Source organism: Streptomyces sp. NPDC018263 (assembly GCF_055562575.1).
Genome location: NZ_JBVHFA010000004.1, coordinates 300,591 through 318,805 on the forward strand (window position 1 = coordinate 300,591; position 18,215 = coordinate 318,805).

General features: G+C 73.9%; 14 protein-coding genes. 7 read left to right on the forward strand and 7 right to left on the reverse strand.

The genetic code is table 11. The features are described 5' to 3' along the window. The first annotated feature begins 48 nt into the window (after nucleotides 1–48). Nucleotides 49–282 (forward strand): hypothetical protein, encoded by a 234-nt coding sequence (locus ACZ3HQ_RS13795; protein ID WP_031182510.1) that lies wholly within the window; start codon nucleotides 49–51, stop codon nucleotides 280–282. Between the two features lie 210 nt (nucleotides 283–492). Here ACZ3HQ_RS13795 and ACZ3HQ_RS13800 read toward each other — a convergent pair whose 3' ends face one another. Together ACZ3HQ_RS13800 and ACZ3HQ_RS13805 are read right to left on the reverse strand one after the other, a co-directional pair. Continuing rightward, on the reverse strand, nucleotides 493–2,097 hold the full coding sequence (locus ACZ3HQ_RS13800) for an AMP-binding protein (RefSeq protein ID WP_467510494.1): 1,605 nt from the start codon (nucleotides 2,095–2,097) through the stop codon (nucleotides 493–495). Next, on the reverse strand, nucleotides 2,094–3,767 hold the full coding sequence (locus ACZ3HQ_RS13805; protein ID WP_467510496.1) for an AMP-binding protein: 1,674 nt from the start codon (nucleotides 3,765–3,767) through the stop codon (nucleotides 2,094–2,096). The genes ACZ3HQ_RS13800 and ACZ3HQ_RS13805 overlap by 4 nt, the downstream gene beginning before the upstream one ends. Nucleotides 3,768–3,913: 146 nt before the next feature. Here ACZ3HQ_RS13805 and ACZ3HQ_RS13810 point away from each other — a divergent pair, with 146 nt between their 5' ends. The 4 genes from ACZ3HQ_RS13810 to ACZ3HQ_RS13825 all read left to right on the forward strand — a co-directional run bounded on the left by ACZ3HQ_RS13810 (nucleotide 3,914) and on the right by ACZ3HQ_RS13825 (nucleotide 9,475). After that, the gene (locus ACZ3HQ_RS13810; protein ID WP_467510498.1) at nucleotides 3,914–4,747 is read left to right on the forward strand and encodes a helix-turn-helix transcriptional regulator; all 834 of its coding nucleotides are present in this window, start codon (nucleotides 3,914–3,916) and stop codon (nucleotides 4,745–4,747) included. Between the two features lie 187 nt (nucleotides 4,748–4,934). Further along, nucleotides 4,935–7,772 (forward strand): ATP-binding protein, encoded by a 2,838-nt coding sequence (locus ACZ3HQ_RS13815; protein ID WP_467510500.1) that lies wholly within the window; start codon nucleotides 4,935–4,937, stop codon nucleotides 7,770–7,772. A 237-nt stretch (nucleotides 7,773–8,009) separates the two neighbouring features. Beyond that, a complete protein-coding gene (locus ACZ3HQ_RS13820) occupies nucleotides 8,010–8,801 on the forward strand; it encodes a S1 family peptidase (protein WP_467510502.1) in 792 nt (263 codons plus the stop codon). 233 nt (nucleotides 8,802–9,034) lie between these two features. Continuing rightward, nucleotides 9,035–9,475: an SRPBCC family protein gene (locus tag ACZ3HQ_RS13825; RefSeq protein ID WP_467510504.1), complete on the forward strand. Its 441-nt coding sequence runs from the start codon at nucleotides 9,035–9,037 to the stop codon at nucleotides 9,473–9,475. Between the two features lie 21 nt (nucleotides 9,476–9,496). On the opposite strand, the gene ACZ3HQ_RS13830 is transcribed toward ACZ3HQ_RS13825, so the two are convergent. From ACZ3HQ_RS13830 to ACZ3HQ_RS13850, 5 genes are read right to left on the reverse strand one after another with little or no spacing between them, the layout of a single operon-like run. Further along, on the reverse strand, nucleotides 9,497–10,135 hold the full coding sequence (locus tag ACZ3HQ_RS13830) for a LysE family translocator (protein WP_467510506.1): 639 nt from the start codon (nucleotides 10,133–10,135) through the stop codon (nucleotides 9,497–9,499). A 54-nt stretch (nucleotides 10,136–10,189) separates the two neighbouring features. Continuing rightward, nucleotides 10,190–11,329 carry an XdhC family protein gene (locus ACZ3HQ_RS13835; protein WP_467510508.1) on the reverse strand — a complete coding sequence of 380 codons (1,140 nt, stop codon included), beginning with the start codon at nucleotides 11,327–11,329 and terminating at the stop codon, nucleotides 10,190–10,192. A gap of 25 nt (nucleotides 11,330–11,354) precedes the next feature. Next, nucleotides 11,355–13,748 (reverse strand): xanthine dehydrogenase subunit D, encoded by a 2,394-nt coding sequence (gene pucD / locus ACZ3HQ_RS13840; protein WP_467510510.1) that lies wholly within the window; start codon nucleotides 13,746–13,748, stop codon nucleotides 11,355–11,357. Nucleotide 13,749: 1 nt separating this feature from the next. Further along, the gene (locus tag ACZ3HQ_RS13845) at nucleotides 13,750–14,301 is read right to left on the reverse strand and encodes a (2Fe-2S)-binding protein (RefSeq protein ID WP_467510512.1); all 552 of its coding nucleotides are present in this window, start codon (nucleotides 14,299–14,301) and stop codon (nucleotides 13,750–13,752) included. Next, nucleotides 14,301–15,194 carry an FAD binding domain-containing protein gene (locus tag ACZ3HQ_RS13850; RefSeq protein ID WP_467510514.1) on the reverse strand — a complete coding sequence of 298 codons (894 nt, stop codon included), beginning with the start codon at nucleotides 15,192–15,194 and terminating at the stop codon, nucleotides 14,301–14,303. Before ACZ3HQ_RS13850 ends, ACZ3HQ_RS13845 begins: the two co-directional genes overlap by 1 nt. Before the next feature lie 272 nt (nucleotides 15,195–15,466). Here ACZ3HQ_RS13850 and ACZ3HQ_RS13855 point away from each other — a divergent pair, with 272 nt between their 5' ends. Together ACZ3HQ_RS13855 and ACZ3HQ_RS13860 are read left to right on the forward strand one after the other, a co-directional pair. Next, entirely contained in the window at nucleotides 15,467–17,140 is a 1,674-nt protein-coding gene (locus tag ACZ3HQ_RS13855; protein ID WP_467510516.1) for a PucR family transcriptional regulator, read from the forward strand. A gap of 209 nt (nucleotides 17,141–17,349) precedes the next feature. Next, nucleotides 17,350–18,117 (forward strand): hypothetical protein, encoded by a 768-nt coding sequence (locus ACZ3HQ_RS13860; RefSeq protein WP_467510518.1) that lies wholly within the window; start codon nucleotides 17,350–17,352, stop codon nucleotides 18,115–18,117. Nucleotides 18,118–18,215 lie beyond the last annotated feature (98 nt).

Below are 18,215 nucleotides of genomic sequence, written 5' to 3' on the forward strand. Positions count from 1 at the left end.
TCGGGCAGTCGAGTAGCGGCGCCGCCCGATCCGCAGGACGCTGAAGCCATGGCCGATCCGACGCGGTTCCCGCACATCGTGGTCCACCCCCCGGCGCTCGACGGCTCCCGCCGGGTCACCGAGGGTGATGTCACCCTCGGCCTCGCCTCCCACCTGGACGACGTGATCGAGATCCTCCGGCTGGCCGACCTCGACCGCATCGAGGTCGAGGAGAGCGACCTGATCGACTGGCTGGGCGGCGGCCCGGACGACTGGCCGGGGCTGTCGGAGCACGAGCTGTGAGGCACCGGGGCGCCGGTCTCCCGGCGCGGGGACCCGAACCTCAAATCAACCTCTGAAGACCTCCCGAAAGGCTTCAACCGCCTTCGAACAAGGGCAGATTGAGGGGGCGAGGTCCCGCCGGGACGGGGGCGGCGGGCCTTGCGGACGGGGGACTTGTGGGGCGCGGTCTCGGCCGGAGGGCCACGGGGGCGACCGCGCCCCGCAAGCGCGTCAGGAACCGTGGGCGCGGCGCAGTTCGACCTTGCGGACCTTGCCCGAGACCGTCATGGGAAAGGCGTCGAGGAGCTGGAGCCGGCTCGGGATCTTGTAGTGGGCCAGCCGGTCCCGGCAGAAGGCGCGCAGTTCGTCCAGCGTGAGCGGGTCGGCCGGGTCGAGCGGGATGACACAGGCGAGGACCTCCTCGCCGTAGCGCTCGTGCGGTACGCCCACCACCTGGACGTCCCGGATCTTGGGGTGGGCGTGGAGGAACTCCTCGATCTCGCGCGGGTAGATGTTCTCACCGCCCCGGATGATCATGTCCTTGATGCGGCCGACGATCTCCACATAGCCGTCCTCGCGCATGACGGCGAGGTCGCCGGTGTGCATCCAGCGGCCGGCGTCGATGGCCTGCGCCGTCTGCTCGGGCTCCTCCCAGTAGCCGAGCATGACGCTGTAACCGCGGGTGCACAGCTCGCCGGCCTCGCCGCGGGGCAGGGTGGTGCCGGTGGCCGGGTCGACCACCTTGACCTCCAGATGCGGCAGGACCCGGCCGACGGTGCCGGTGCGGTGCTCCAGGTCGTCCTCGACACGGGTCTGGAGGGAGACCGGGGAGGTCTCGGTCATGCCATAGCAGATGGACACCTCGGCCATGTGCATCTCGGCGACCACCCGCTTCATCACCTCCACCGGACAGGGCGAGCCCGCCATGATGCCGGTGCGCAGGGTGGAGAGGTCGTACTCCGCGAACTCGGGGAGGTTCAGCTCCGCGATGAACATCGTGGGCACCCCGTACAGCGAGGTGCACCGCTCCCGCTGGACCGCCTCCAGCGTGGCGCCGGGCTCGAAGGACGGGGCCGGGATGACGATGCAGGCACCGTGGGAAGTGGCCGCGAGGTTGCCCATCACCATGCCGAAGCAGTGGTAGAAGGGCACGGGTACGCAGATGCGGTCCTGCTCCGTGTAGGTCACCGACTCGCCCACGAAGAAACCGTTGTTGAGGATGTTGTGGTGGGAGAGGATGGCCCCCTTGGGGAAGCCGGTGGTGCCCGAGGTGTACTGGATGTTGATGGGGTCGTCGCAGGACAGCTCCGCTTCACGGGCGCGGAGTTCACGCTCGGGGACCTCCGCGCCGAGTGCCGTGAACTCCTCCCAGCTCGGGTCCCCGAAGTACACCGTCCGCCTCAACTCCGGCAGTTTCGGCCGCACTTCGTCGACCATCGCCCGGTAGTCGCTCCCCTTGTGCCCGGTGGAGGCGAACAGCAGGGAGACACCGGCCTGCCGCAGGACGTACTCCACCTCGTGGGTGCGGTAGGCCGGGTTGACGTTGACCATGATGGCGCCGACCTGGGCGGTGGCGTACTGGACGAGCACCCATTCCACCCGGTTGACCGCCCAGACGCCCACCCGGTCGCCCTTGGCCACCCCGGAGGCGAGCAGCGCGCACGCGAGGCGCTCGATGTCGGCGGCGAACTCGGCGTAGGTCCAGCGGCGTCCGGCGGGGATGTCGACCAGGGCCTCCCGGTCCGGCCAAGTGGCCGCGGTGCGGGCGAGGTTGGCGCCGATGGTGTCGCCGAGCAGGGCGGTGTCGCCGGTGCCGTGGGTGTAGGAGAGGGTCACCGGAAGTCCTCCTCGCGGTACTCGTCCGCCGAGCCCGCGGCCGTGGCCTCGCGCAGCTCGATGCGGCGGATCTTGCCGGACACGGTCTTGGGCAGTGGCCCGAACTCCAGCCTGCGCAGCCGCTTGTAGGGCGCGAGCACCTCACGGGAGTGCTCGAAGATCGCCTTCGCGGTGCCGGGTCCGGGCTCCCAGCCCTCGGCGAGCACCACATACGCCTTGGGCACCGCGAGCCGGAGGTCGTCGGGCGCGGGCACCACGGCCGCCTCGGCCACCGCCTCGTGCTCCAGCAGCGCGCTCTCCAGCTCGAAGGGGCTGATCTTGTAGTCGCTGGCCTTGAAGACGTCGTCGCTGCGGCCGGTGTAGTACACGTATCCGTCGGCGTCGCGGGAGCCGATGTCGCCGGTGCGGTAGTAGCCACCGTCCATCGCCTCGGCGGTGCGCTCGGGGTCGCCGTGGTAGCCGGTCATCAGGCCGACGGGCCGCGCGGAGAGGTCGAGCGCGATCTCGCCCTCGGTGGCGCCGGGCGCGCCGGTGACCGGGTCGAGGAGTTCGACGCGGTAGCCGGGGCTGGGCCGGCCCATGGAGCCCGAACGCAGCTCCTGGCCGGGGCTGTTGGAGATCTGCACGGCCGTCTCGGTCTGCCCGAACCCGTCCCGTACCGTCACCCCCCAGGCCCGCCGGACCTGCTCGACCACCTCGGGGTTGAGCGGTTCCCCGGCGGCGACGGCCTCGCGGGGCGGGGTGGCGAGCTGGGTCAGGTCGGCCTGGATCAGCATCCGCCACACGGTGGGCGGCGCGCAGAACGTGGTGACGCCCGCCCGGTCCATCTCGGCCATCAGCCGGCCGGCGTCGAAGCGGGAGTAGTTGACGACGAAGACGGTCGCCTCGGCGTTCCAGGGCGCGAACAGGTTGGACCAGGCGTGCTTGGCCCAGCCGGGCGAGGAGATGTTGAGGTGCACGTCGCCCGGTTTCAGCCCGATCCAGTACAGGGTGGCGAGATGGCCCGCCGGGTACGAGGTGTGGGTGTGCTCGACCAGCTTGGGACGGGCGGTCGTCCCGGAGGTGAAGTACAGCATCAGCGGGTCGTCGGCGAGGGTCGGCCCGTCGGGCAGGAACCCGCCGGGGACCGTGTAGGCGTCCTCGTACGGCTCCCATCCCTCCTCGGGCAGACCGCCGACGGAGATCCGGGTGTAGGTGCCGGGGACCTCGTCGAACTTGGCGGTGTCCTCGGCACGTGCGACGACGTGCGCGATCTCGCCCCGGTCGACGCGGTCGCGCAGGTCGGCCGGGCCGAGCAGCGGGGTGGCCGGGATGACCACGGCGCGCAGCTTCATCGCGGCGAGCATGGTCTCCCACAGCTCGGCCTGGTTGCCGAGCATGACGAGGACCCGGTCCCCGGCGCCCACGCCCAGCGCCTTCAGGTGGTTGGCCACCCGGTCGGAGCGGTCGGACAGTTCGGCGAAGGAGAGCCGGGTCTCGGTGCCGTCCTCCTCGACGATGTGCAGGGCGGTGCGGTCGTTGCCGTCCGCGATCACGTCGAACCAGTCCAGCGCCCAGTTGAAGTGCTCCAACTCGGGCCAGCGGAAGCCGTCGTAGGCGCCCTGGTAGTCCTCCCGGTGCTCCAGCAGGAAATCGCGGGCGCTGCGGAACAGCTCCGTCGGGGTCGTCATCCGTGTCCTCCTCGCTGCCGCGGTCGTCCACCGCCGCCGCACTCCCGCGTCCCGGACCATTGCCGGGCGGCTCTCCCCCATCGTCTAATCCGTGATGCGGGTCTCACCACCCCCGAACGGGGGTGGCGGCACGAAGGAGCGAGAAGGTGGCAGCAGATGCCGTGGCGACGGCGGAGATTCGGGGCGCGCTGGCCGGGCTGCGGCGCGCGACGGGACTGCCGGTCGCGTTCGGCGGTGCGGTGGGCCCCGGCGCGGCGCAGGTCCGGATCAGCGAGCTGAGCGGCACCGCGACCGGTGCGCTGCGCTCGCTGCTGGTGACCTCCGGCACCGGGCTCGGCGGCCGTGCGGTCGCGCTGGGCCGGGCGTGCGCGGTGCCGGACTACGCCGGCTCCCGCCGGATCAGCCACGAGTACGACGCCCCGGTGGCCGCCGAGGGCCTGCGCGCGGTCCTCGCGGTACCGCTGGTGGTACGGCACCGGGTGCGCGGAGTGCTCTACGGCGCGCTGCGCACCGCCCAGCCCCTGGGTGACCGGGCGCTCGACGGGGCGGTGGCGGCGGCGCGGGAGGTGGAGCGGGCGCTCGCGGTGCGGGACGAGGCGCGGGGGCTGCTGGCCGCGCTCCGGCCCGCCGAGGCGGCCGTACCGGAGCCGGGGGCGGGGCGGGAGCAGGTGCGGGAGGCGCACGCGGCGCTGCGGGCGCTGGCCCCGCGCATCGCGGACCCGGAGCTGCGCGCCGAGCTGCTGGCGGCGTGCGACCTGCTGACCGCTCCGGCCCCTCGGGGAAGTACGGCGCTGGCCCCGCGTGAGCTGGACGTGCTGACCTGGGTGGCGACCGGCGCCACCAACGCGGCCGTCGCCGACCGGCTGGGCCTGCGCCCGGAGACGGTGAAGGGCTATCTGCGCGCCGCGATGCGGAAGCTGGGCGCGCACACCCGGGGGGAGGCGGTGACGGCGGCACGCCGGGCCGGGGTCCTCCCCTAGGGCGCCGGAACCGGTCACTCCGGTCCCCGGGCAACCGCCGCCGAAACATGCCATTCACATAGGCCAGCTTTGAATTTACCGATGCTTGACTGGCTGTTATTTCCCTCACCACGACTTCTCGCCGAATTCCGGGCTCCGTTGCCTAGAATTTGGCCCGGACACGACACACGAGGGGAGCGGGCGAACCGTGCGACGGGACTTCCAGGAGCCTGCCCGATGCCGCCCCGACCTGCTCATCGGCCGCGAGGAACTGTTCGCCGACGCGAAGGAACAGCTCGCCTCGGGCGGCAGCGTGCTGGTGCACGGCCCGGCCGGAATAGGGAAATCGACCTTCCTGCGGGCATTGGCCGAGGAATACGGCGCCACCGCGCACACCGTGTTGCGCTGCTCGGCGACCGAGTCCGAATCGCATCTGCCCTTCCTCGCCCTGGCCGACCTCCTCGGGCTGGTCCTGGACGAGATCGCGCCGCACCTCCCCTCGGCCCAGTTGACCGCGCTGGAGTCGGCGCTCACCGGCCGGGGCGAGTCCAGCCTCCAGCGGGACGGCCTCGCCCTGCGCCTGGCGGTGCTCTCCGCCCTGCGCGCCCTCGCCGCCCGCGGCCCGGTCCTGCTGGTCGCCGACGACCTCCAGTGGCTCGACCCGGCCAGCGCCGAACTCCTCGGCTTCGCCGCCCGCCGCCTGGACGGCACCCCGGTGCAACTGCTGTGCGCGGTGCGCACCGAGGGCCCGGAGAGCCAGGAGTACGACCGTCATCTGCGCGCCTGTCCCCCCGACACGGCCGCCGTCCGGCTGGGCCCGCTCAACCGCGCCCAGGTGGCCCGGCTGCTGGACCACCGGGGGCACGTCGCGCTGCCCCGCTCCACGGTGCGCGAGATCCACCGCACCAGCGGCGGCAACCCGCTGTTCGCGCTGGAGCTGAGCCGCGCTCTTGCCGACAGCCCGACCCCGCCCCGGCCCGGCGAGCCGCTGCCGGTGCCGACCTCGCTGCGCGCCCTGGTGCTCAGCCGGCTGGACATGCTCTCCGTGGAGGCCCGCCGGACCCTGCTGGTGGCCAGCGCGGGCGCCCGCCCCACCCCGGCCCTGCTGCACGCGGCCGGCCGGGAGAACGCCGAGGCGGAGTGCGCCCAGGCCGCCGAACTCGGCCTGCTCGCCACCGAGCCGGAGGCCCCGGCCGTCCGGTTCGCGCACCCCCTGATCTCCGCGGCCCTGTACGCCGAGGCACCCGCGCCCGAGCGGCGGGCCGCGCACGCGGCGCTGTCCACCGCCGCCTCGGACCCGATCGAGCGCGCCCGGCACCTGGCGCTGGCCACCACCGGCACCGACCCGGAGGTGGCGGCGAAGCTCGCCGGGGCCGCGACCCTGGCCCGCGACCGGGGCGCGCCCTCCGTAGCCGCCCAGCTCGGCCTGCTGGCCGCCCGCCGCACCCCGGCCGACGGCGTGCCCGGCGCGGAGGAGCGGCGGCTGACGGCCGCCGAGGACGCGATCACGGCCGGCGAGGTGGACCTCGCCCGCGACATCGCGCACGAGGTGCTGAGCCGTACCGCCGTGCCCGCCGAGCGGGTGCGGGCCTGGATCGTCGTCATCGACACCGCCGGGCACACCATGGCCGAGGTCGACGCCGTCTTCCCGCAGGCGCTCGCCGACGCCGGGCAGGACCCCCGGCTGCTGGCCCTGGTCAACTACCAGCTCGCCTGGCGCGCGCTGCTCGTGCAGGGCGACTTCACCGAGGCCCGTACCGCCGCCGCGCACGCGGCCGCGCTGGCCGAGCACGGCGGGGACCGCCGCACCGAACTGCTGGCGCTGGCCTTCCAGGCGCAGACGGAGACCCTGATGGGCCATCCGGAGGCACCGCGCACCATCAAGCGGGCGCTGCGCGAGCCGCAGGACGCCTCCGTGGCGTGCCACCACAACGGGGCGGGCAGCGCGCGGTTCCGCTGGCTGGTCATGGGCGACCGGCTGGCCGAGGCGCGCGGCACGGTGACCGCGCTGCTGGGCGAGGTACGGCGGCGGGGCTCGGTGGAGAGCGAGGTGCACTTCCTGCGCGGGCTCGCGGAGACCGAACTGCACGCCGGGCACTGCGGGCGCGCCCTGGAGCTGGCCCGCGAGGCCCTGCGGCTGGCGCGGGACTCGGGGATCGGGGAGACCGGCTCCGCCATGCTGACCTCGCTGGCCGAGGCGTCCGGCGGGGACGTGGGCCGGGCGCTGTCGCTGGCCCGCGAGGCGGTGGAGCACGCCGAGCAGGACGGCGACCAGATGTACCTCTCGCGGGCGCTCGCAGCCCTCGGGTACGCCCAGTTGGTGGCCGGGGACGCGGCGGGCGCGGTCCGTGCGCTGCGCCGGGTACGCCGTCTGGAGCAGGACCTCGGCATCACCGACCCGGCGCGCGGCCGCTGGCAGGGGGACCTCGCGGAGGCGCTGGTCCGGATCGGGGAACCGGCCGAGGCACAGGACCTCATCGACACCAGCCGGGAGCACGCCGAGCGCCTGGGCCGGGCGAGCGTGCTCGCGGTCCTGGACCGGGCGGAGGCCCTGGTCCGGGCGGCCCGCGGCGACCAGGAGGGCGCGCTGACCCGGCTGACGTCCGCTCAGGACCGGCTCACCGAGCTGGGCTACGGACTGGAGGCGGCCCGCGCCGCGTTCGCCCTGGCCCAGCTCCGCGCCCGCTCCCCGGAGGGGGTTCGCCGCAGGGGAACGGTGTACGACGAGGCGACCCGGCTGTTCCGGCGGTGCCGGGCACTGCCGTGGCTGGGCCGGGTGGACGAGGCCCGCAGCGCGCCGGAGCCCGCACCGCCGGTTCCGGTGCCGGACGCCCCCGAGGCGCAGGACGCGCTCTCGGGACTGGCCGCGATGGAGCGTCAGGTGGCCGCGCTGGTGATGGAGGGTGCCACCAACCGGGAGATAGCCGCACGGCTGTTCGTGAGTGTGAAGACGGTGGAGGCGACGCTGACCCGGGTCTACCGGAAGCTGGGCATCCGCTCACGGGTGGACATCGTCCGATTGGCCGCAGGTCGCCGCGCGAAGTGACGGCGTCCCCGGTTAACTGAGCCGGACCGAGGGTTTTCCCTTGCCCGACCCCCTAGGGGGTTCCCTCATTGGGAGGCGGGAGTTCCGGGTCCTAGCGTGAGGGGCGTGCCGCTCGCCGGGCACACGGGTACGGAATCCCGCCCCTCTCCGCTCCACCGGAGTCGGGGGTGCCCCGTCCCCGTGCACCACCCCCCACACCCGTGCGACCCCCACCGGCAACCCCCACTGAGGAGACTCATGTTCGGGCTCAGACGTGCCAGAAAGACCGCCGTGACCGTGCTGGCGACCGCCGCCGCCGCGGCGAGCGCGCTCGTGGCCGCCCCCGCGGCGAGCGCCGCGCCCCAGCCCATCGTGGGCGGCACGACCACCACCACGACCGCGTACCCGTACGTCATGCAGATCACGGACGCGTCCGGCAACCAGTTCTGCGGCGGCACCCTGGTGTCCGCCAACAAGGTGGTCACGGCGGCGCACTGCATGGTCGGCGAGTCGACGAGCAGCGTCCGGGTGGTCGGTGGCCGCACCTACCTGAACGGCACCAACGGCACGGTGAGCCGCGTCGGCAAGATCTGGATCAACCCGGACTACATCGACGCCACCCGCGGCGACGACGTGGCCGTGCTGACCCTGTCGACGTCGATGCCGTACACCCCGGTGTCCTACGTCTCCTCCTCGCAGACGAGCGTGTACGCGGCCGGCACCACGGCCCGCATCCTCGGCTGGGGCACCACCTCGGAGAACGGCAGCTCCTCCAACCAGCTTCGGACCGCGACCGTGCCGATCGTGTCCGACTCCAGTTGCCGTAGCTCCTACGGTTCGGACTTCGTCCAGTCCGACATGGTCTGCGCCGGATTCACCTCCGGTGGCGTCGACACCTGCCAGGGCGACAGCGGCGGTCCCCTGATCATCGGGGGCGTCCTGGCAGGGATCACTTCCTGGGGCGAGGGCTGCGCGGAGGCCGGTTACCCGGGGGTCTACACCCGGCTGACCACCTTCTCCAGCCTGGTGACCGCGCAGGTCAACTCGTGACCCCGAGGATTTCCCGAGCACGCTCGGGTGCCTGACCAGGGGGGCGCTGCGAGCCACCACGAGCGGCCCGCAACGCCCCCCTATCCAACGCCCCCAGGGGACTTTCCCCGGGGGCGTGCCCATGGGCGCGCAAGGTCCCGCGTGCGCCGGTGACACTCCGGTCCATCCGCCGGGCAGGTGACCCGCCGGGGTGAACCCCCAGGTGGCGGACGGCGATTCCCTACGATCGAGGCGTGTCTCTTTTCACGCTCGAACGCACGGTCCCCCTCTCGCTCCACGAGGCGTGGCGCCGGATCACCGACTGGCACCGGCACGGGGACCTGGTGCCGCTCACCCGGATGACGGTGGTGACGCCCCCGCCGACCGGCGTGGGCACCCGCGTCCTCGCCCGTACGGGTGTCGGCCCGCTGCAATTCGACGACCCGATGGACATCACCGTGTGGCGTCCTCCGCTGGACGGCGAACCGGGGCTGTGCCGGCTGGAGAAGCGCGGCCGGGTGGTGCTCGGCTGGGCGGAGATCGAGGTACGGCCGGGGCCCGGCGGCCGGGCCCGCGTGGTGTGGCGGGAGGAACTGCGCGTGTCGTTCCTGCCCCGCGCCGTCGACGGCGTGGTGACGAGCGCCGCGCAGTGGATGTTCGGACGCGTGCTGAACGGGCTGCTCAGGCGGGAGTGAACATGCGGCGTGAGGGGGCGTTCAGTCCGTACGGCCCGTGACCGCGACCGTCACGCCGAGCCCGACCATGGCGAGCCCGCCCGCGCCGCCGACCGCCGCCAGCCGGCGCGGTGAGCGGGCGAACCAGTCCCGCGCGGCCGAGGCGGCCAGCCCCCAGACGCTGTCGCAGACGAGCGCGATGGCGTTGAACACCAGCCCGAGCAGCAGCATCTGGAGGGGCACCCGCCCCTCGGCGGGGTCGGTGAACTGGGGCAGGACGGCGGCGAAGAACACGATCGTCTTGGGGTTGGCCACCCCGACCGCGAACCCGTCCCACAGGGTGCGCGGCCCGCTGTGCGCCGGGGCACCGTCGGTGAACGCGGCCCGCAGCGAGCCGCGCCGCCGCCACGCCGTGACCCCGAGGTACACCAGGTACGCGGCGCCCGCGAGCTTGAGCACGGTGAAGGCCAGGACCGACCGCTCCACGACCGACCCGACGCCCAGCGCCACGGCCGCGACGAGCACATAGGCGCCCAGCGTGTTCCCGAGGACAGTGGTGAGGGCCGCCCGGCGCCCGTGGGCGAGCGCCCGCCCGACGACGAACAGCACGCTCGGGCCCGGCACCACGATCAGCAGCAGGGACAGCGCGGCGAAGGCCAGAAGCCGGTCGGCGGGAAGCATGCCGTCATGCAAGCACGTCCGCCGCCGGGGCCGTAACCGGTTTTCCGCGCGGGCTCAGGCGGGCGAGCCCACCCGTAGGGGGAGGTCGTGGTGGATCGGGGTGTGGGCGCCGGTCAGGGTGATGCCGGTGCCGCCGCGCCGGGCGGCGACGATCTCGGCCGCGATGGACAGCGCCGTCTCCTCCGGGGTGCGGGCGCCGAGGTCGAGGCCGATCGGCGAATGGAGCCGGGCCAGTTGACGGTCGGGGACGCCCGCCTCGCGCAGCCGCTCCAGCCGGTCGAGGTGGGTGCGCCGGGAGCCCATCGCGCCGACGTAGGCGACGGGCAGGCCGAGGGCCAGCCGGAGCAGCGGTACGTCGAACTTGGGGTCGTGGGTGAGGACGCACAGCACCGTGCGGGCGTCGGTGGCGGTGCGCTCCAGGTAGCGGTGCGGCCAGTCGACGACCACCTCGTCGGCCTCGGGGAACCGGGCGCGGGTGGTGAACACCGGCCGGGCGTCGCACACCGTGACGTGGTGGCCGAGGAACTTGCCGACCCGGACCAGCGCGGCCGCGAAGTCGACGGCGCCGAACACGATCATCCGGGGCGGCGGCACGGCCGACTCGATGAGCACGGTGACCGGGGTCCCGCAGCGCGCGCCGCGCGCGCCCACCTCCACGGTGCCGGTGCGGCCCGCGTCCAGGAAGGCCGCGGCCTCGGCGGCGATCGTACGGTCGAGATCCGGGTGGCCGCCGAGGCCGCCGTGCCGGGTGCCGTCGCCGTGGACGAGCAGGGCGCCGCCGAGCAGTTCGGGCGGGCCCGCTGTGATCCGGGCGAGTGCGACGGCCCGGCCGTCGGCGGTGGCGGCCAGCGCGGCGGCGAGCACCGGGCGCTGAGGGCCGGCGGCGCGGACCGGGACCACCAGCACGTCGATGGTTCCGCCGCAGGTCAGCCCGACCCCTAGGCCGTCCTCGTCGTCGTACCCGAAGCGTTCCAGTACGGGCCGGCCGTCCGCCAGTGCCTGTTGGCACAGCTCGTACACCGCGCCCTCCACGCAGCCGCCGGAGACCGAGCCGACGGTCGTGCCGTCGGCGTCGACCGCGAGGGCGGCGCCGGGGCGGCGCGGGGCGCTGCCGCTGACGGCGACCACGGTGGCGACCGCGAAGTCCCGGCCCTCGGCGGCCCACACGTTCAGTTCCTCGGCGATGTCCAGCATCCGACGGCCTCCTGACACATCGCTCTCATGCCGTGCCGGTGAGGTGCTCGGGCCGGACCGGGGTGCGGTTCAGGTCGAGTCCGGTCGCGGCGCGGATGGCGGCGAGCACCGCCGGGGTGGACGACAGGGTGGGGGCCTCACCGACGCCCCGCAGCCCGTAGGGGGCGTGATGGTCGGCGAGTTCGAGGACATCGACCGGGATGGTCGGGGTGTCGAGGATGGTCGGGATCAGATAGTCGGTGAAGGACGGGTTGCGCACCTTCGCCGTCACCGGGTCCACGAGGATCTCCTCCATCACCGCGACCCCGAGGCCCTGCACGGTGCCGCCCTGGATCTGGCCGAGGACGGAGAGCGGGTTGAGGGCCTTGCCGACGTCCTGGGCGCAGGCCAGCTCGACCACCTTGACCAGGCCGAGTTCGGTGTCGACCTCGACGACGGCGCGGTGCGCGGCGAAGGAGTACTGCACATGGCCGTCGCCCTGGCCGGTGCGCCGGTCGAAGGGCTGGGTCGGCCGGTGCCGCCACTCCCGCTCGATCTCGACGCTCTCCCCCTCCAGCACGTCGGCGAGGTCGGCCAGCACCTCACCCCCGTCGGTGACCACCTTGCCGCGCTCCAGCAGGAGTTCGGCGGTGGCCCAGGCGGGGTGGTACGTGCCGAACTTGCGGCGGCCGATCTCCAGCACCTTCTCCCGCACCAGCGCGCAGGCGTTGCGGACGGCGCCGCCGGTGACGTACGTCTGCCGGGAGGCGGAGGTCGAACCGGCGCTGCCCACGCGGGTGTCGGCGGGCTGGATGGTGACCTTCTCCACGCCGAGTTCGGTGCGGGCGATCTGCGCATGCACGGTGATCCCGCCCTGGCCGACCTCCGCCATCGCGGTGTGCACGACGGCGACCGGTTCCCCGGCGACGACCTCCATGCGGACCTTGGCGGTGGAGTAGTCGTCGAACCCCTCGGAGAAACCGACGTTCTTGATGCCGACCGCGTAACCGACCCCGCGCACCACCCCTTCGCCGTGGGTGGTGTTGGAGAGGCCGCCGGGCAACTGCCGTACGTCGGCGCCCTCGCTGGACTCCCACTGGCGCTCGGGCGGCAGGGGCATCGCCTGGACGCGGCGCAGGAGTTCGGCGACCGGCGCGGGCGAGTCCACCACCTGACCCGTCGGCAGGGTGCTGCCCTGCTCCATGGCGTTGCGCTGCCTGAACTCGACCGGATCGAGCCCGAGTTCCTTGGCCAGCTTGTCCATCTGGGCCTCGTAGGCGAAGCACGCCTGGACCGCGCCGAAGCCGCGCATCGCCCCGCAGGGCGGGTTGTTGGTGTAGAGCGCGACGGCCTCGATGTCGACGTCGTCCACGTTGTACGGGCCGATGCCGAGGGAGGCGGCGTTGCCGACGACGGCCGGGGAGGCGGAGGCGTAGGCGCCGCCGTCCAGGACGATCCGGCACTTCACATGGGTGAGCAGGCCGTCGCGGGTCGCGCCGTGCTCGTAGGTCAGCTTGGCCGGGTGGCGGTGGACATGGCCGAAGAAGGACTCGAACCGGTCATAGACGATCTTCACCGGCCGGCCGGTGCGCAGGGCCAGCAGGCAGGCGTGGATCTGCATCGACAGGTCCTCGCGGCCACCGAACGCGCCGCCGACCCCGGCCAGCGTCATGCGGACCTTGTCCTCGGGCAGGCCCAGGACGGGGGCGATCTGGCGCAGGTCGGAGTGGAGCCACTGGGTGGCGATGTAGAGGTGGACCCCGCCGTCCTCCTCGGGCACCGCGAGCCCGGACTCGGGGCCGAGGAACGCCTGGTCCTGCATCCCGAAGGTGTACTCCCCGCGCACGATCACATCGGCCCGCGCGGCGGCCGCGGCCGCGTCGCCGCGCACGATGGGCTGGCGGTGCAGGATGTTGGGGTGGTCCACATGGGGCGCGTGGTGGTCGGTGCGGCCCTCGTGGACCAGCACGGCGTCGGGGGCGGTGGCGGACGACTCGTCGGTGATGACGGGAAGTTCGCGGTACTCGACCCGGATCCTGGCGGCGGCCCGGCGGGCGGTCTCGGGGTGGTCGGCGGCGACGGCGGCGACGGGTTCGCCGTGGTGGCGGACCTTGCCGTGGGCGAGGACCGGGGTGTCCTGGATCTCCAGGCCGTAGGTGCGCACGTCGGCGGGCAGGTCGTCGTAGGTGAGGACGGCGTGGACGCCGGGCAGGGCCAGGGCCTCGGAGACGTCGATGGAGACGATCTCGGCGTGGGCGACGGTGGAGCGCAGCAGGTGGCCCCAGAGCATGTCCTCGTGCCAGAGGTCGGAGGAGTAGGCGAACTCGCCGGTGACCTTGAGGATGCCGTCGGGGCGGAGCGTGGACTCGCCGATGCCGCCCGCCGCCTGGGCGCCCTGGGTGAGCTTCGTGGGGACGCCGGCCGGTCCGGGTGCGCGCATGTCAGACCTCCTCGGCCTGCCGGGCGGCCGCCAGGCGGACCGCGTCCATGATCTTCTCGTAGCCGGTGCAGCGGCACAGGTTGCCGGAGAGCGCCTCGCGGATGTCCGCGTCGCTGGGCTCCGGGTTCTGCTCCAGCAGTTCGTCGGCGGCGACCAGCAGACCGGGGGTGCAGAAGCCGCACTGGACGGCGCCGGCGTCGATGAACGCCTGCTGGACGGGCGCCAGTCGGGTGCCCTCCCCCGGCACCGGCTGCCAGCGCCGGGCCTCGTCCAGGCCGACACCGGCTGCGGTGGTCCGGCGCCCTTCGGCGTGGTCGGCCAGGCCCTCGACGGTGACGACCTCGCGGCCCTCGGCCTGGCCCGCCGCGACCAGGCAGGAGCAGACCAGCTCGCCGTCGAGGCGGACGGTGCAGGAGCCGCACTCGCCCTGCTCGCAGGCGTTCTTGGCGCCGGGCAGGCCGAGCCGCTCGCGCAGCACGTACAGCAGGGACTCGCCCTCCCAGACGTCGTCGGTCTGCTGGGGGCGTCCGTTGACGGTCAGACTGACGCGCATCACGCGGCTCCTTCGGTGGCCGGGCGCCCGCTCCGGTAGGACTCCCAGGTCCACATCAGCGTGCGGCGGGCCAGCACACCGATCGCGTGGCGCCGGTAGTCGGCGGTGCCGCGCACGTCGTCGATGGGGTTGCAGGCGGCCGCGCAGAGGGCGGCGAACTGCTTCACGGCCGAGGGGGCGATCACCTGACCACTCTCCCAGCAACCGTCTTCCTCCAGAGCCGAGTTGAGGAACTCCTCGGCCACCTCGGCCCGGATCGGGGTGGGCGCGGCGGAGCCGATGCCGGTGCGGACGGTACGGGTCTCGGGGTGCAGGGCGAGGCCGAACGCGCACACCGCGATGACCATGGCGTTGCGGGTGCCCACCTTGGAGTACTGCTGGGGGCCGTCCGCCCTGGCGACGCGGACGGCGCGGATCAGCTCGTCGGGCTCCAGGGCGTTGCGCTTGACGCCGGTGTAGAAGGCGTCGACGGGGATGAGCCGGGTGCCGCGCGCCGCCGACTCCGCCTCCACCTCGGCCCCGGCCGCGAGCAGCGCCGGGTGGGCGTCACCGGCGGGCGAGGCGGTGCCGAGGTTGCCGCCGACGCCGCCCCGGTTGCGGATCTGCGGCGAGGCGACGGTGTGCGCGGCGAGCGCGAGTCCGGGCAGCTCGGCGCGCAGGTGGCGCATGATCCGTGCGTACGGGACGGAGGCGCCGAGGCGTACCGAGTCCGCGCCGGTCTCCCATTCGGTCAGCTCGCCGATGCGGGTGAGGTCCAGGAGGTGGGTGGGGCGGCGGTGGTCGAAGTTGATCTCCACCATCACATCGGTGCCCCCGGCGATCGGCACGGCGGTGGGATGCTCGGCCTTCGCGGCGAGCGCCTCCTGCCAGCTTGCGGGGCGAAGGAATTCCATGGCCCGGCTCTCTTCTTCCGTCTCATGACACGGGGGTCGTGAAGTCAGTACACCGGTGCTTTCGCCGGCCAGGTCAGTCACCGAAAACCCGAAGGAGTTGGCTGGCCACGGCGGTCATCTTGTAGATTCGTATGAACGAAGGCCCTCGGCAACCCCTCCGTTTTCCTCCGGAAACACAGGAGACACCGCGGGTGCGGGGCACGGCCCGCGCGCCCCGCCTCCGTCACCCAACCAGATCAAGAAGAGTTTCGACACAGAACGGCGGCGACGAGATGCGGCTGCGCGCACTGCTGGACACCGATGCGCTGGGGCTGCGGCTGCTCGGCGGCGAGGACGAGCTGGACCGTACGGTGCGCGGGGTCATGACGACCGACCTGCGCGACCCGAGCCGGTACCTCTCCGGCGGCGAGCTGGTCCTCACCGGACTGGCCTGGCGCCGGGACGCGGCCGACTCCGAGCCGTTCGTCCGCCTGCTGGTGCAGGCCGGGGTCACCGCCCTGGCGGCCGGGGAGGCGGAGCTGGGGGACATACCCGAGGACCTGGTGGTGGCCTGCGCCCAGCACCGGATGCCGCTGCTGGCCGTGGACGAGTCGGTGGCCTTCGCCACCATCACCGAGCACGTGGTGCGCCAGGTCTCCGGCGAGCGGGCCGGCGACCTGGCCGCCGTGGTGGACCGGCACCGGCGCATGATGACCTCCGGCCCGGCGGGCGGCGGCCCCGACGTGGTCCTCGACCTGCTCGGCAGCGACCTCGACCTGCGCGCCTGGGTGCTCTCCCCCACGGGCCGGCTGATCGCCGGGTCGAATCTCGCGGGCCCGGCCCTGCCGCCGGAGACCTGCGCCCGGCTCGCCGCCGAGCACCTCTCCGCCGTACGCACCGGCCGGCGCGGGCCGCACCGGGTACAGCTCGACGGCACCACGTACTCCCTGTTCCCGGTCCGCTCCTCCGGGCGGGCGCCGCAGGCGGTGCGGGACGCACGGGAGACCGTGCTGTCGGACTGGCTGCTGGCCGTCGAGGCGGACGCCGCCGACTGGCCCGAGGAGCGGCTCGACCTGCTCCGGGGCGTCACCCAGCTCATCGCCGTCGAGCGGGACCGGCGCGACGCCGCCCGTACGGTACGGCGCCGGCTCGCCCAGGAGGTGCTGGAGCTGGTGCAGAGCGGGGCCGCGCCCGCCGAGATCGCGGCGCGCCTGAGGGTCGCCGCGCCGGTGCTGCTGCCGGGGCTCGGGGCGGCGCCGCACTGGCAGGTCGTCGTGGCACGCGTCGAGTGGGAGGACGGCACCGTCGCGGGCGGGCCGGTCACCCAGTCGCTGCTGGAGGAGGTGCTCGTCGACCCGCTGGCCACCGGACCGGAGGCCGCCGACCGGGTCGCCGTGGCGCACACCGGCGACGAGGCGGTGGCGCTGGTGCCGCTGCCCGCCGTCTCCGCCGAGCACGACGGCTCCGAGGCCGGGCTGCAGGCCGACGCGCTGCTGCGCTCGGTGCGCGAGGCACTGTCGGCGGGGCTGGAGGACGACGGACGGCTCACCCTCGGCGTGTCCGCCGCCGTGCACTCGGCGGAGGGGCTGCGCGGGGCGCTGGAGGAGGCCCGGCACGCCCGCCGGGTCGCCGCGGCCCGGCCCGGCCGGGTGTGCGCGGCGGGGCACCAGGAGCTGGCCTCGCACGTGCTGCTGCTGCCGTTCGTCCCGGACGACGTGCGGCGCGCCTTCACCGCCCGGCTGCTGGACCCGCTCACCGAGTACGACCGGCGCCACCGGGCCGAGCTGATCCCGACCCTGGAGGCGTTCCTCGACAGCGACGGCTCCTGGACGCGGTGCGCGAGCCGGCTCCATCTGCACGTCAACACCCTGCGGTACCGGGTGGGGCGCATCGAGCAGTTGACGGGCCGGGACCTGTCCCGGCTGGAGGACAAGCTGGACTTCTTCCTCGCGCTGCGGATGAGCTGAGGACCGCCGTACGGGCGTGATCAGCGGCGGTCGGCGCCGGGGAGCGAATTCGATCTTCCGGCGCCACGGGACGGCCGATCGGTCCCCGGTCCGCAACTTTGTGAAAAGTTTCACCCACCCTCTTGGCCCGGCCCGGTGATCGGTGCTGGAATGCACGCACTCAACAGCTCGACGGCGTGCTCGGGGAGGGCAACGTGGCGCATCCCGCCATGTCTGGTGACGGAACGACCGCCGATGACGATCCGCTCCAGACCGCGGTGTGGCGGCTGCGCTCAAGGGCCTGCTGGGCCGACGCGGCGGCCCTCCTGCCCACGGACACCCCGCGCGCGGCGCTCCAGCGGGCCGCGCTGCTGGTGGAGCGGTGCCTGTACACCGAGCGGGGCTGGGAGGCGGCCGAGGACGCGCTGCGCACCGCCGAGGCGCGGGCGCACAGCGACGAGGAGCGCGGGGCGGCCGCCTGCGAGCGGGGCCGGCTGGCCTACACCTCCACGCTCCACCGCGTACGGGACCGGGCCGACGAGGCGCGGGCCGCGCTGGGCCGGGCCGCCGCGCTGATCCCGCCGGGGGCTCCGGGGCGGGCCCTGCTGGACTTCCGCCGGGGCCTGCTCGCCGAGAACCTGACCCACTCCCCGCAGGCCGCCCGCGCCGCCTACCGCCGGGCCCACGCGGGCGCCACCGCGCAGTCCGACCCCCTCCTGCTCTCCTGCACCTGGCGCCACCTGGCCCAACTGGCCCTGCGTGAAGGCGAACTGGCCGAGGCCCGGCACGGCTTCGCCGAATCCCTCCGCCTCCGCGAAGACCTCGGCTACCTGATCGGCACGGCCCCCGCCCTGGTCTCCCTCGCCGCGACCGAGCCCGAACCCGAGGCAACCCGCCTCCGCGAAGAAGCCACCCGCCTCTTCCGCCTCCTGGGCGGCCTTCCGACGTGGCTGGCGGAACACCTGAGCCCCCCGGCACCGGGAGCGGCTACGGCGTGAGGGCGCCTGCGGCAGGTGGACCCGGCGCAGGCGTGGGTGCGCCGGACCCGCGAGCACCATGGATGGGCGTCGGTGAGCCGGAGCCGTGAGGGCCGGGC